This window comes from Pseudoalteromonas luteoviolacea S2607 (assembly GCF_001625575.1).
GTDB classification, from domain to species: Bacteria; Pseudomonadota; Gammaproteobacteria; order Enterobacterales; family Alteromonadaceae; genus Pseudoalteromonas; species Pseudoalteromonas luteoviolacea_E.
Map to the genome: position 1 here is coordinate 66848 of NZ_AUXV01000026.1, position 13177 is coordinate 80024.

Annotated in this window: 16 protein-coding genes; 11 read left to right on the forward strand and 5 right to left on the reverse strand. The window is 42.0% G+C overall.

The genetic code is table 11. The annotated features are described in order from the left end of the window. Positions 1 to 42 precede the first annotated feature (42 nt). The 6 genes from N480_RS14045 to glpG all read left to right on the forward strand — a co-directional run bounded on the left by N480_RS14045 (position 43) and on the right by glpG (position 5471). Positions 43 to 1086 (forward strand): glycosyltransferase family 9 protein, encoded by a 1044-nt coding sequence (locus N480_RS14045; protein ID WP_063373116.1) that lies wholly within the window; start codon positions 43 to 45, stop codon positions 1084 to 1086. Further along, positions 1083 to 1640: a D-glycero-beta-D-manno-heptose 1,7-bisphosphate 7-phosphatase gene (gene gmhB / locus N480_RS14050; RefSeq protein WP_063373117.1), complete on the forward strand. Its 558-nt coding sequence runs from the start codon at positions 1083 to 1085 to the stop codon at positions 1638 to 1640. Before N480_RS14045 ends, gmhB begins: the two co-directional genes overlap by 4 nt. Positions 1641 to 1945: 305 nt before the next feature. After that, the gene (locus N480_RS14055; protein WP_063373118.1) at positions 1946 to 3142 is read left to right on the forward strand and encodes a glycine C-acetyltransferase; all 1197 of its coding nucleotides are present in this window, start codon (positions 1946 to 1948) and stop codon (positions 3140 to 3142) included. Positions 3143 to 3187: 45 nt separating this feature from the next. Next, complete coding sequence (gene tdh / locus N480_RS14060) at positions 3188 to 4216, forward strand: L-threonine 3-dehydrogenase (protein ID WP_063373119.1); 1029 nt, start codon at positions 3188 to 3190, stop codon at positions 4214 to 4216. Between the two features lie 116 nt (positions 4217 to 4332). Beyond that, positions 4333 to 4650: a thiosulfate sulfurtransferase GlpE gene (glpE, locus tag N480_RS14065; protein WP_063373120.1), complete on the forward strand. Its 318-nt coding sequence runs from the start codon at positions 4333 to 4335 to the stop codon at positions 4648 to 4650. Next, complete coding sequence (gene glpG, locus N480_RS14070) at positions 4647 to 5471, forward strand: rhomboid family intramembrane serine protease GlpG (protein ID WP_063373121.1); 825 nt, start codon at positions 4647 to 4649, stop codon at positions 5469 to 5471. The genes glpE and glpG overlap by 4 nt, the downstream gene beginning before the upstream one ends. On the opposite strand, the gene N480_RS14075 is transcribed toward glpG, so the two are convergent. Next, complete coding sequence (locus N480_RS14075; RefSeq protein ID WP_063373122.1) at positions 5449 to 5844, reverse strand: flagellar basal body-associated protein FliL; 396 nt, start codon at positions 5842 to 5844, stop codon at positions 5449 to 5451. The genes glpG and N480_RS14075 overlap by 23 nt on opposite strands. 154 nt (positions 5845 to 5998) lie before the next feature. Here N480_RS14075 and N480_RS14080 point away from each other — a divergent pair, with 154 nt between their 5' ends. Together N480_RS14080 and ubiA are read left to right on the forward strand one after the other, a co-directional pair. Next, positions 5999 to 6532, forward strand: coding sequence for a chorismate--pyruvate lyase family protein (locus tag N480_RS14080; protein WP_196761497.1), 534 nt, complete (start codon positions 5999 to 6001; stop codon positions 6530 to 6532). Beyond that, entirely contained in the window at positions 6533 to 7396 is an 864-nt protein-coding gene (ubiA, locus tag N480_RS14085; RefSeq protein ID WP_063373123.1) for a 4-hydroxybenzoate octaprenyltransferase, read from the forward strand. Between the two features lie 56 nt (positions 7397 to 7452). Here the strand turns inward: ubiA and N480_RS14090 are convergent, their stop codons facing one another. From N480_RS14090 to N480_RS14100, 3 genes are all read right to left on the reverse strand, one after another. Then, the gene (locus tag N480_RS14090; protein WP_063373124.1) at positions 7453 to 8361 is read right to left on the reverse strand and encodes a LysR family transcriptional regulator; all 909 of its coding nucleotides are present in this window, start codon (positions 8359 to 8361) and stop codon (positions 7453 to 7455) included. Between the two features lie 110 nt (positions 8362 to 8471). Beyond that, a complete protein-coding gene (locus tag N480_RS14095; RefSeq protein ID WP_063373125.1) occupies positions 8472 to 9998 on the reverse strand; it encodes a DUF3369 domain-containing protein in 1527 nt (508 codons plus the stop codon). 57 nt (positions 9999 to 10055) lie between these two features. Further along, a complete protein-coding gene (locus tag N480_RS14100) occupies positions 10056 to 10454 on the reverse strand; it encodes a DUF2721 domain-containing protein (protein WP_063373126.1) in 399 nt (132 codons plus the stop codon). Positions 10455 to 10489: 35 nt separating this feature from the next. On the opposite strand from N480_RS14100, the gene N480_RS14105 reads away from it, so the two are divergent. The 3 genes from N480_RS14105 to tsaD are packed head-to-tail and all read left to right on the forward strand — an operon-like array spanning position 10490 to position 12482. Further along, positions 10490 to 10849, forward strand: coding sequence for a putative signal transducing protein (locus N480_RS14105; protein WP_231101554.1), 360 nt, complete (start codon positions 10490 to 10492; stop codon positions 10847 to 10849). Further along, a complete protein-coding gene (locus tag N480_RS14110) occupies positions 10833 to 11432 on the forward strand; it encodes a YjaG family protein (RefSeq protein ID WP_063373127.1) in 600 nt (199 codons plus the stop codon). Before N480_RS14105 ends, N480_RS14110 begins: the two co-directional genes overlap by 17 nt. 33 nt (positions 11433 to 11465) lie before the next feature. Continuing rightward, positions 11466 to 12482, forward strand: a complete 1017-nt coding sequence (tsaD, locus tag N480_RS14115) for a tRNA (adenosine(37)-N6)-threonylcarbamoyltransferase complex transferase subunit TsaD (RefSeq protein WP_063373128.1) — start codon at positions 11466 to 11468, stop codon at positions 12480 to 12482. On the opposite strand, the gene plsY is transcribed toward tsaD, so the two are convergent. Next, positions 12479 to 13078, reverse strand: a complete 600-nt coding sequence (gene plsY, locus N480_RS14120) for a glycerol-3-phosphate 1-O-acyltransferase PlsY (RefSeq protein WP_155732855.1) — start codon at positions 13076 to 13078, stop codon at positions 12479 to 12481. The two genes, tsaD and plsY, sit on opposite strands and share 4 nt — an antisense overlap. Positions 13079 to 13177 lie beyond the last annotated feature (99 nt).

Consider the following 13177-nt stretch of genomic DNA (forward strand, 5'->3'; position numbering starts at 1 on the left):
AATTTAAGATCAGGCGTTCATTCATTTATTTGGTAGGGCTGCGTGTCTAATTCAATCTCTTCTATTTGTATTCTAAGGTTATCAGCAATAGGCGATGTTTGCCATGCTGTCTCTGCCGTACAGGCAATTCAAAGAGCTCACCCGCAAGCAAAAATTACCTGGGTAATAGGTAAAGTGGAGGCGATGCTTTTGGCTGACTTACCTGGCGTTGAGTTTGTAATATTTGATAAAAAACGTGGCAAGGCCGCTTTTAAAGATTTAAAAGCGCACTTTAAAGGGCGTAAATTTGATGTACTGTTGCATATGCAGGTGGCATTTAGAGCTAATGTCGCTGCATTGCAAATTCCTGCAAAGGTAAAGGTGGGCTTTGATAAAGGCCGCTCAAAAGAATTGCATTCTTTATTTATAAATCAGCGTATCGCGCCTCAAAAAGAACCCCATGTGCTGGAAGGTTTTCACAATTTTGCGCGCGCAATAGGCGTGAGTGATGACCAAATTAGCTGGGATATGCCATATTCTGATGAAGATGAAGCTCGGGCTAAAGCGCTGTTAGGTGATCTAGAGAAGGTCTTTGTAATTTCGCCTGCCGCTAGTAAAAAAGAACGAAATTGGTTACCTGAGCGTTATGCAGCGCTGGCTGACTATGCGTCAGAACAGGGGTTCAGTGTTGTGATTACAGGCGGTCCAACAGAGATGGAGCAGTCTTTGAGTCGCGAAATTATTGAGCATGCAAACTGTGATATAGTTGACCTTGTAGGTAAAACGCAGCTAAAAGAACTACTTTGTGTGTTAAAACAAGCCAAACTAGTATTAGCGCCAGATACGGGACCTGCCCACATGGCTGTGACAGTAGGCACTCCGGTCATTGGCTTGTATGCCCACTCGAACCCAAAACGCACAGGCCCCTATCTTTATCAACACTATGTTGTCGAGGTTTATCATCAGAACCTACTTGCCCAAAAAGGCAAGTCAGCCAATGAATTACCTTGGGGAACGCGCGTTAAAGGCGCTGATTTAATGGCACAAATAGATGTTGAGCAGGTGAAGTCCATGTTTGACAAAGCAGTAAAGCAAGAGCAGTTATGAAGTGTAAAGCCGTCTTTTTAGACCGTGACGGGGTGATCAATCATGATCATGCCTATGTACATAAAATTGAAGAGTTTGAGTTTATTGATGGTGTATTCGAGGCGTGTCAGCGTTTTACCGAGCAAGGCTATAAAATAGTGGTGGTGACAAACCAGTCGGGAATTGGTCGAGGTTACTATGACGAAGCACAGTTTCAGACCTTAACGGATTGGATGTGTGCGCAGTTTTTAGCAAATAACGTTGAAATAAATGGGGTATATTTTTGCCCACATCATCCGAAAAAAGCACAACCTGAATACTTGAAGGAATGTAATTGCCGTAAACCACATCCCGGCATGCTGCTACAGGCAATCGAAGAGCACGATATTGATCCTGCCCAAAGCATTATGGTTGGTGATAAAGGGTCAGATATGAAAGCCGCTAAAGCTGCTGGTGTGACGACTAAAGTCTTAGTGAGATCAGGGCAAACATTTGACGAAAAAGACATGTTAGCTGCTGATTTAGTGTGTGAATCCCTTTCGGGTGTGCCAGATCTTGTACTCAAAGATGCTTGATTATTTACAGTTGAACAAAACAAGCTAATTACAATTCGTGCATTTAGCTTGCGAACCTTTTAAAATATACTCAAGTTATGTAATGCATTCATACAAAACTAAGCAACACGCTTGGGTATGACTTTTCATTTGGTGTGTATCCGTTTTTTGTTGATTTACTTTCAACCCTTGCGTCTAACGAGTTTTTGATTAAATTCGAGCGGATAGCTTATTAGCTAGCGACGATAAGACGAGTTATTTTTGAGGGTGTCAGTGTTACGACAATCAGATGTTTACACACTCCGTGCAACCAATGGAGACTCTACATGAGAGCAGCGGCATTTTACAGCCAACTTCAACAACAAATAGAAGAAGTAAAAGCTGAAGGTTTATATAAAAAAGAACGTATTATCACTTCACAACAGCAAGCTGAAATTGCGGTTTCAACAGGTGAAAGTGTAATCAATTTTTGTGCAAACAATTATTTAGGTTTAGCTAATCATCCAGAGCTGATTGAAGCTGCGCAACAGGGGCTTTCTGATCACGGTTTTGGCGTTGCCTCAGTACGTTTCATTTGTGGTACACAAGATATCCATAAAACGTTAGAAGAAAAAATCAGCAGCTTCTTAAAAACAGAAGATACGATTCTTTATTCTTCTTGCTTTGATGCCAATGCAGGTTTATTTGAGACGATTTTAGGCCCAGAAGATGCCATCATCTCTGACTCACTAAACCATGCGTCAATCATTGATGGTGTACGTTTGTGTAAAGCGAAACGTTTCCGCTACGCGAACAACGACATGGCTGACCTAGAACAACAGCTAATCGCTGCGACTGAAGCAGGCGCGAAAACCAAGCTAATTGCGACAGATGGTGTGTTTTCAATGGACGGTGTGATCTGTAACTTGAAAGCGGTGTGTGATCTTGCTGACAAGTATGATGCACTGGTAATGGTCGATGACTCACACGCAGTTGGCTTCGTTGGTGAAAATGGCGCTGGTACGCCTGAGTACTGTGGTGTAATGGACCGTGTTGATATTATCACCGGTACTTTAGGTAAGGCGCTTGGTGGTGCATCAGGTGGTTATACCTCAGGTAAGAAAGAAATCGTTGAGTGGTTGCGTCAGCGTTCACGCCCATACTTATTCTCAAACTCATTGGCCCCGTCTATTGTAACAGCGTCTATCAGAGTATTAGATATGCTCAAAGATGGTAAAGCGTTGCGTGAAAAGCTGTGGGAAAACGCGGCATATTTCCGCAATGAGATGGAAGCTGCTGGCTTCACTTGCGCAGGTAAAGACCATGCAATTATTCCTGTAATGTTGGGTGACGCTAAAGTTGCGGCAGAAATGTCGGACAGATTACTCGCTGAAGGCATTTACGTGATTGGTTTTTCTTTCCCTGTTGTGCCAAAAGGTCAAGCACGTATTCGTACACAGATCTCGGCTGCCCATACTAAAGAGCAACTAGATAAAGCGATTGCTGCGTTTATCCGCATTGGTAAAGATTTAGGTGTGATTTAATAGTTTGGTGCCACTTTGGCACCTACTTTCTAACGAGTGAGTATTATGAAAGCATTATCCAAGTTGAAAGCTGAAGAAGGGATCTGGATGACCGATGTGCCAAAACCAGAAATGGGGCACAATGATCTGCTTATCAAGATCCGTAAAACAGCGATCTGTGGTACGGATGTCCATATTTACAAATGGGATGAGTGGTCGCAAAACACCATTCCAACACCTATGGTAGTAGGCCACGAATATGTGGGTGAAATCGTTGATATGGGGCAAGAAGTACGTGGATTTTCGATAGGTGACCGTGTATCTGGTGAAGGCCATATTACTTGTGGACATTGCCGTAACTGTCGTGGCGGACGTGTTCATTTATGCCGTAACACAATTGGTGTTGGCGTGAACAGAGAAGGTTCATTTGCTGAGTACCTAGTGATCCCTGCATATAATGCATTTAAAATCCCCGATAATATCTCTGATGAATTAGCATCTATTTTTGACCCATTTGGTAACGCAGTTCACACTGCGCTGTCTTTCGATCTGGTAGGTGAAGATGTGCTAATTACAGGTGCAGGACCTATTGGCATTATGGCAGCAGCGGTTGCTAAACATGTTGGTGCACGTCATGTCGTAATAACTGATGTGAACGAGTATCGCCTAGATCTTGCAAGAAAAATGGGGGCAACAAAAGCGGTTAATGTTGCAAACGAAAAGCTGGAAGATGTCATGCAAGAACTCGGCATGACAGAAGGCTTTGATGTTGGTTTAGAGATGTCTGGTGTGCCAGTTGCTTTCAACAGTATGCTCAATAACATGAACCATGGTGGAAAAATCGCCATGCTAGGCATTCCGCCAAGTGATATGGCGGTTGATTGGAATCAGGTTATTTTTAAAGGTCTTGTAATCAAAGGCATCTATGGACGAGAGATGTTTGAGACTTGGTATAAAATGGCGAGCTTAATCCAGTCTGGCCTAAACCTAGAGCCAATCATTACGCATCAATTCCATGTTGATGACTTCCAAGAGGGTTTTGATACCATGATCTCTGGTCAATCTGGAAAAGTAATTTTAAACTGGGCAGAATAAGCCTAGGGCTAAGCCTAGGGCTAAGCCTAGGGCATTGAACACCAAGCGTGTGTTGTTGCGGCTAATAGAAAACATATTGGCCGCATTTCTGAAGGTCGTTTTTTAAAGAGAGTAAGATGTCTTTTAAACATATCACCATTGAACAAACCCATGAAATGATGTCTCGCGAGAATGTTGTAATAGCAGACATACGAGATCCAAACTCTTATGCAGCGGGCCATATTCCGGGATCTGAGCACTTGTCCAACGAGAATCTTGCGCACTTTATGCAGGAAAAAGAGTTTGAGCAACCGATCATCATAGTGTGTTATCACGGCATCAGTTCGCAAAGTGCAGCCAATTACTTGGTTGAACAAGGTTTTGAAGATGTATATAGCATGGATGGCGGATTTACCCAGTGGGAGCAATCTCAGCCAAATAGTATCGAAAAATGAAATGTTTAGGCTCCTTTTCTGATCCCAGAGCGGTTCAAGGAGCTGCTGACTACCTTCGCACACAGGGGATCCATTGCCAACTACATAGTGAAGACGGCACTGTGGTCACTGTGTGGATAAAGGAACAGGACTATGCTGTGGCCGAACAGTATTGGCGTGAGTTTCTTTCAGACCCTTATAGCGATAAGTATAGCCAAGCGTCATGGCAGGTCGGGTCGACGCAAAACCCATTAAAGTACGAAGGCACGCAATTAAACCTCTTCTCACGCTTTATGGGCCTCAACTGGCTACTTCAGTCAGTCGCTATCATCAGCGTTTTACTTTTTGCAAGCTTCTTTGTGTATGATGCCAATAGCATTTTTAATGCACTGAAATTCAATATAGACAAGCCAATTACTTGGTTAACTCCAGCGGTTGTGCACTTTGGTATTATCCATCTGTTATTTAACCTGAGTTGGTGGCTTTATCTGGGTGATCAAATAGTCACGAGGACGAATTTCTATACGCTAGCCGTATTATTCATTGCCAGTGCAGTTATTAGTAACTGGGCGCAATTCCTTTTCGTAGATGCAGAATTCGGTGGACTCAGTGGCGTGGTGTATGCGCAGCTAGGGTTTTGCTGGGTTTACTCTTCGCTAAATAGCAGCGAGACCCCAATATTGTCCAAGCCAATCGTTGGTTTCATGTTAATTTGGATGGTTCTTGGGTTTGCTGACGTGCTGTTTATCAGTATGGCGAATTGGGCTCACTTGTTTGGGTTATTGTCAGGTATTGTAGTGGCCTTTTTACATGCCAAAATTAGTGGTAAAGGTATTTTGTAAACAGGACTTCTCGGATTATCTCTTGTCCGGTCTCATCTTTTAGCAGAGACTTCAATTTTGCCGCACATCTTTGTCTTATCTCTTCTCGGCCAGTTAACGATTTGATTGACTCTTCAGGCTCTTTACTTAAGATTTGTACGATTGCATCTCTCAATAAGGGGGTATGATGCTCTACGACAGCGATGTTGGAAATATCGTCTAGCATAAGGTCAATAGTGACCCTGACATAGCCCAATTTTTTGTTGGATTGGCCAATATAATTAGTGATGATATCTGGCTCAAAGCCATAATAGCCAACAGTAGACTCTGCTTTAAGCTTAAAACTTAATGTGCTGACCAATAGCGCTACTAACAATAAATGAACACGAACCATAATTGCCTAAAAAAAGTAACCAAATATCAATAATAAGCTTAGTTTATACTTAAATCTAAAACATGAACAGCGGGCAATAAGATAATCACAAACTTTTTTGCATTGCTAAGCTTTGGTATCATGGCGGCGATTTGGTCCTTATTGAATAATTGAATTGTTAAAAAATCCTATTTCCTTAGATTATCAGTGGTGTGGCATAAACCAACTGAATGAAAAAGCCCCCTCTTGGTTGTATGATAGATTAGTAGAGCAGGGCTCCTTAACGGCGTTACTTAAGAGTCAGTGTGTCGATTTTAGTGTGCAAGTATTAAATGAGTCGTTGATGAAGCCACCAGCGAATATAGCCAAACTATTAGGTGACAGCGTTAATCAAAGCTTATGTAGAGAAGTACTATTGCTATGTGACGGTGCGCCACATGTTTATGCACAAAGTTGGATTACTATAGAAGCGAATGAGTTGGGGTTAAGCAACATGGGTAACAAACCACTGGGAGAAAGGTTGTTTCAGGAGTCCGACTGGCAACGTGGCGATCTAGAAGTGAGCCATATTCAATGTGCGCAAAGCTGTAAACAATTAGCTGAATTGTTTGCGGCCTCAGTTATGCCTTTCTTTGCTAGACGAAGTATATTTACAAATCAAAATGCGAAAGTTTTGGTATGCGAAATATTCAACAATGGAATTAAGTAAATGAAAAGTGCTGTTTTACAGTTATCACACTACCCAGAATACAAGCAACTTATGCGTTTGGATAAACCCATAGGCACGTTTTTACTATTGTGGCCGACCATGTGGAGTTTATGGCTAGCGTCAGATGGCTCGCCTAGTTTATTGCATATATTTGTATTTTCGCTGGGGACATTTTTAATGCGAAGTGCGGGTTGCGTGATTAACGACTTTGCAGATCGTAAGGTAGATGGCGCTGTAAAACGAACCGCGATGAGGCCATTGGCACGAGGGGCCGTCTCTTCAAAAGAAGCACTATACTTGTTTTTTGTCTTGGTGCTTGCAGCTTTTGCGCTAGTGTTATTACTAAATTGGCAAACAATTGCACTGTCCGTTGGGGGCGTCATTTTGGCTGCTATGTATCCGTTTATGAAAAGGTACACACATTTGCCACAAGTGGTACTTGGGGCTGCTTTTAGCTGGGGGATCCCAATGTCTTTCATGGCGGCTTCAGGTGAGGTGCCTATGGTGGCTTGGTACCTATTTGTGGCTAATCTGGTATGGACTGTCGCCTACGATACAATGTATGCCATGGTCGATAGGGATGATGACCTGAAAATTGGTATTAAGTCTACAGCAATTTTATTTGGTAGGTGGGACAGGCACATTATTGCACTTTTGAACCTTGGGTTTATGTTAATAATGGCCTATGTTGCAATGAGTTATAACTTAGGAGTCGGTTTTTGGGCGGCCTTTGGCTTAGCATGTATTGCGTTAGGCTATTTACAAAAAGAAATCACAACACGTGACAGAGACGCCTGCTTCAGGGCATTTTTAAATAATAATTATGTTGGATTGATATTGTTTGTGGGCGTGTTGTTAGGTTAAACGCTTGCCCACATCAAAAAGAGGATGTGGGCTACGTGCGTCAAGTAGAAGAGAAATTAAGAATGCACTGGCGCACTATTCATTTGTAATTGACTTGCCGTCTTTTCAATCAGCTTGAGCAAGCTGCTGACATGGGTATTACCACTAATTTGATGGTTAGTATTAATAACTAACTGCTCGTGACTATCATCTTTATTAGTCTTTAACAGCGCTAATTCAGGATCTTGCGCAATCGTTTTTGAGTGCTCAATGCTTGCAATAGCAAAGCTTTGGCTACACTTCAAACCATCAATAACTTGCGTGATGTTGCCTATCTTAACACTGGTTGACTTGTTCAGACCTTCAACAGCTTCATTAAGCATGCTCTGCACCTGTTTAGATTGAGAGAAACAACCATACATAGGGTACTGAGAAAGCTCTGATCTGCGAATGCAATCCTGAGAAGCCAGCGGGTGCATTTTAGAAACGAACAGAATAAGCTGATCTGGCAAATGAATATCACTTATTAAGCTTGTCGCAGAAGAAAGATATACACTAATGTCAACTTCACCGAGTTGTACTTTTCTCGTCAATTCATGTTCGTCTAGAAGCTGCATCTCAATTTTTACATTAGGATAATCAGCTAGGAACTTACCGCAAGACATTGGCACAATTTCACTTGCTTTAGCCGTATAGCCTACGATTAGTTTTTGTTGATCTCTACCAAATAAGCTTTGCTTAATCGTATTCTTAGTCACGTCAAGTTCACTTAATGTGGTTTTGCAATAGTTTAAAAACAGCTCTCCTTGTTCAGTTAATTTCACTGATCGTGTAGAGCGTTTTACGAGCTCACACCCAATTTCATCTTCCAGAGTTTGTATGCTTCTGGTCAACGCAGAAGTACTGATCTGGGTTTGTTCGGCAGCTTGTCTGAAATGACGAAGGTTGCCAAGAGCAACAAATTGCTCAAGTTGTTCAAATCTCATTTGAAATTCCTTTTATTTCAACAAAAATGCAATCATAACGTTGATTTCCTAATACTAATACAGATTAAGGAAACATCCAAGTGAATTTTTTACATTTCGCTTACAAAATTTTAGTCGGGATGGTTATCCCTAATTAAAGTGAATTGTTCCAGATTATTTATAAACAAATCAACTAATTTGGGATCAAATTGCTTGGATTTTTGAGATTTAATCTCAGAAATCACTTTTTCAAGTGGCCAAGCCGTTTTGTAGCATCTTTTACTGCCGAGCGCGTCAAAAACATCGGCCAAGGCAGTTATTCTGCCTACTATGTCAATATTCTCGCCGCTTAAACCCTGTGGGTAGCCACTGCCATCCCACCTTTCATGATGTTGATGGGCAATTGTTGCGCCACATTGCAAAATTTCATTCGTAGAATTTTTCAATATCTCATAGCCTAACTGGGCATGAGTTTGCATTATTTCCCACTCTTCACTGGTAAGCTTCCCCGGCTTGTTAAGAATGACATCTGGAATGCCAATTTTGCCAATATCATGAAGTGGTGACGCCATTTTAATAATTTCAGCTTGATAGCTATTAATACCCGAAAGTTCAGCAAGCAATTTGCTGTACATCGCGACGCGCTTAACATGAGAGCCTGTTTCTTTTGAACGTTTTTCTACGGCTTCGCCCAATATATAAGACAGTTCTCGTTGAGATTCTTTTACTGTTTCTCTGAGCTTTATATTATCGTGCGCAAGTGCAATATTGTTGGCAAAGAACTCTAGAAGCTGGCAGTCTGTACTCCGTAAAGAGCTTTTTTTACTGACATAAAGCATCGTTTCTAGGCCGCCTTTTGAGGTGAAATAGCCCACATATTCATTGCAAGACTTGCAAGAAGTTTTTCTGTTATGTGTTTCAATAAAAAGGTTTTTGACGTTTGTGGGTATTTTTTCTGAGCTTGGCTCAACGCCTTCGCCCGATGCGGCCAACAGCTTAAATTGTGAACCTGAGTCGGTTTGTCGGTTTGTCGCCGCTGCACAATAAATTTCAGAGTCTGATAAGCCTAAAACCTGAGAAACATGGTCAAGTATAGTAGAGGCGAAGTCTTGTACATTATCACACTCTAAAAAGCTTGAAGAGGCAGCGATAATACGCTCTAGTCCTTTTTTATGCAGTTCGATGGTTTGTAAATCTCGATGAGAGCGCAGGGCAGAGTAAAGCAGTGTTTTTAGCTTCACGGCGGTTAGCTCTGTCTTGTTTTTGTAATCATTGATGTCATAGTCCCGTATGACAGATTCTTCAGGGGCTTCTCCTGGCTGCCCCGTTCTCAAAATTAATCGAATATCATGATTGGCGATATCGTTACGAATAAATTTGATTAAGTCTAATCCGGCATGGTTATTTTCCATAACAACATCAATCAAGCCAACTGAAATTGAGTTTTCGCCCTCTAAAATTTCCATGGCTTGCTGTGCCGAATAAGCATGATGAAATCGCAACGACTTTTCTTCAAACCTGAAGTCAGAAAGAACGAGTTTGGTTACCTGATGGATGTCTTCCTCATCGTCTACGACTAGCACTTCCCAGAAGGCATCCTCTTTTGGGGCACTCGCTTCTTCTCTTAGTTGTTCATTTGAAAAAAGAAAACCACTCACACACGGCCCGCCTTTTACTGTTGTTAATGTCAGTATAGTCAGGCCAAGGCGAGATGCTTACTCTTGCATTGGCTTTTTTTCAATATTATTGAGTTCAATTTCGATTGCGTCGCACGAAATATGGATTTCGTACAGCGAAAGCATCAGCGATGCGATTAGGCAGCATAAACTGGCCCCAAACAAAACAATACCAAGCAAATTTACCTCAATGAACAAGGCAAACATGGATAGGGTACAAAGTAAAAATGAAAATACGCCCCAGACTTGCATCAGTCTGATTAACTTGATGCGCTTTTTTAAATTATTGATTTGCTGCACAACAAGGGAGCGCAAGGTGTCTCCCTCTCGTGCGTTTAACTCCCTAATTAGTTGGGCTAATACTAAAAACCGATTGGTATACGCAAGTAATAATAAAGAAATGGCAGGAAAAAGTAATCCCGGTGTTGTGAGAGTCATAGAGCTCTTCCAATTTACACACTACAATATTGTTTATGATAGCAAAATTAGATTTGGACGCTATGGTAAACGAATTAGATACTTGGTGTTGTTTGTTCAGTACTGATAATGTAATTGAAGCACATCTGGTCAATGGCTTGCTTAACCAAGCAAGAATAACGACTAAAATTCAAGGGGAGGCGCTGAGCTCTTCCTTGGGGGAGTTGCCCTTTGCGAATAATGCAATAAAGATCCTTGTGCCTGCGATAAAATTGCCCCTTGGCGAAGAAATATTGGTAAACTACCGCCAGTCAAAATCAAATGAAGATTGGCAGTGTCCAAATTGTAATGAGCAAAATGGTGCGGCATTTCAATGTTGTTGGCATTGCGGAAGTGAATATGAACAAAGCAAATAACTTTCAGCGGATCAGAGAACTTAATTATCTACAAAAAGCCGTTCTTGCGGCTGCTATTTTGGAACGTATGACACCAAACTACGGGCTTTTTAGTGAAGCGACAGGGTTTGGTGATGAGCAAGTGTTCAAAAACGCATTAAATTTATGCTGGGAAAAGCTTCTTCTGCCAAAAAGTAAAATTAGCCTTGAAAAGCAAATAGAGAAAATTGAGCCAAACGTACCTGAACTATCAGACTTTGATATGTTTGGAACTTACCCTGCAATTGACGTATCAACAGCATTACTTGGGTTTATCCAAGGGTTAATGACGAAAGATGACTCAGAGTTTGTCAACGTGGCAAAAATTTCGCAAGCGACTGTTGCTAGGTACATAGAGTTTTTATTGATGTCGGAAGACATTACACCGGATAATAAGTTAGTGCGAGAGCACCCCTTAATGCAGTACGAGATTGACGTGCTTTCAGAATTAATTGACTTTGTAGAAGGGATGGGGAGAATCACTTCGGAATCAATTAAGCAGCTGAAAGCGCAGGCGGTTAGTGATGGGCAGACCAATATTGGCTTGGCTATTGAGTCAGCGTAAGTAGAAGATAAAGTAAAGTAGTGGAGAACAAGGTTGCGTATTTTAGGTATTGAATCTTCCTGTGATGAAACCGGCATAGCCATTTATGACGATGAACAAGGTTTATTGGCCCATCAACTGTATAGTCAGGTAAAAGTGCATGCTGACTATGGTGGTGTAGTACCTGAACTTGCGTCTCGAGATCATGTAAGAAAAACAATTCCATTAATTGAAGCGGCATTTGAACAAGCTAATTGTGGCCCTGAGTCATTAGATGGTATTGCTTATACAGCGGGCCCTGGGTTGGTAGGGGCGTTGCTTGTAGGGACCTCAATTGGCCGCTCACTGGCGTTTGGTTGGAATATTCCTGCTGTAGCAGTTCATCATATGGAAGGTCATTTACTGGCTCCTATGCTTGAAGAGGATAAACCAGAGTTTCCGTTTGTTGCTTTGCTTGTATCTGGTGGGCATACCATGATGGTAAAAGTTGCCGGTATTGGCGAATATGAAATTTTGGGCGAATCTGTGGATGATGCAGCAGGTGAAGCATTTGATAAGACAGCTAAATTATTGGGGTTAGACTATCCAGGCGGTCCTTTACTTGCAAAGCTAGCAACACAAGGTGTACCTGATAGGTTTGTTTTCCCGAGACCGATGACAGACCGTCCAGGACTTGATTTTAGCTTCAGTGGCCTAAAAACAGCCGCCGCAAATACGATAAAAAATGAAGGTAGCGACGAGCAAACTAAAGCAGATATCGCGCATGCTTTTCAAACGGCCGTCATTGATACATTGGCCATTAAGTGTAAGCGCGCCTTAAAACAAACGGGTATTAAGCGTTTGGTAATTGCAGGTGGTGTGAGTGCAAATATTGAATTAAGAGGAAAACTAGAGCGCATGATGCAGGGGATGCAAGGTCGCGTTTATTATCCTCGGACTGAGTTTTGTACAGACAATGGCGCGATGATCGCGTTTGCTGGGATGCAGCGTCTTAAAGCTGGACAGGTTGCTCCACTTGACATGAAAACGCAACCGCGTTGGCCATTAGACAACTTACCACCTGTGTCTTAATCGGGTTTATCTGCGCTTTTCTTACCGACTCTAGGTTCTTTGCCCTGCAAGAGCCTAGAGATATTCGCTCTGTGTCGAAATATTATCAAGATAGTTAAAAAGCCTACGGGCAATGTATATTGAGGCTTGATAAGCCAAGTATATAAAGGTGCTGCTGCAACCGTGACTATTGCTGCAAGAGATGAGAAGCGAAAGGCCCACAAAATCACCAGCCAGGTCAAAATTAATAACCCAGCCAAAGGTAGCCCAATTGGTAGTAGTGCACCAAATGCGGTGGCCACAGCCTTTCCACCATTAAAGTGAAAAAATATTGGATAAATATGTCCAAGGCAAGCACTCACCGCGACGGCACCCAGCCATATTGGCTCAATATTTAGAAAGTAAGCTCCCCAAACGGGGATCGTGCCCTTTAGCACATCGAATACGAGTACGAGCGCTGCTGGAAGCTTACCGCCAAGCCTCAAAACATTAGTTGCACCTGGATTGTTTGAGCCTGAAAATCGCGGATCTGGCAAAGAAAACAGCCGAGAGATTAAAATCGCGGACGAAATTGAACCAAATAAATAAGCACAAACACACATTAAAATGACTAACACAAGCTTCCTTATTTTTTCTTGCTTTAATTTGGGCTATGATCGCGATTCTTTTATACGGCTATAAGTATTGAGCCGACCTGTTTTAGTCATGCTAGGAGT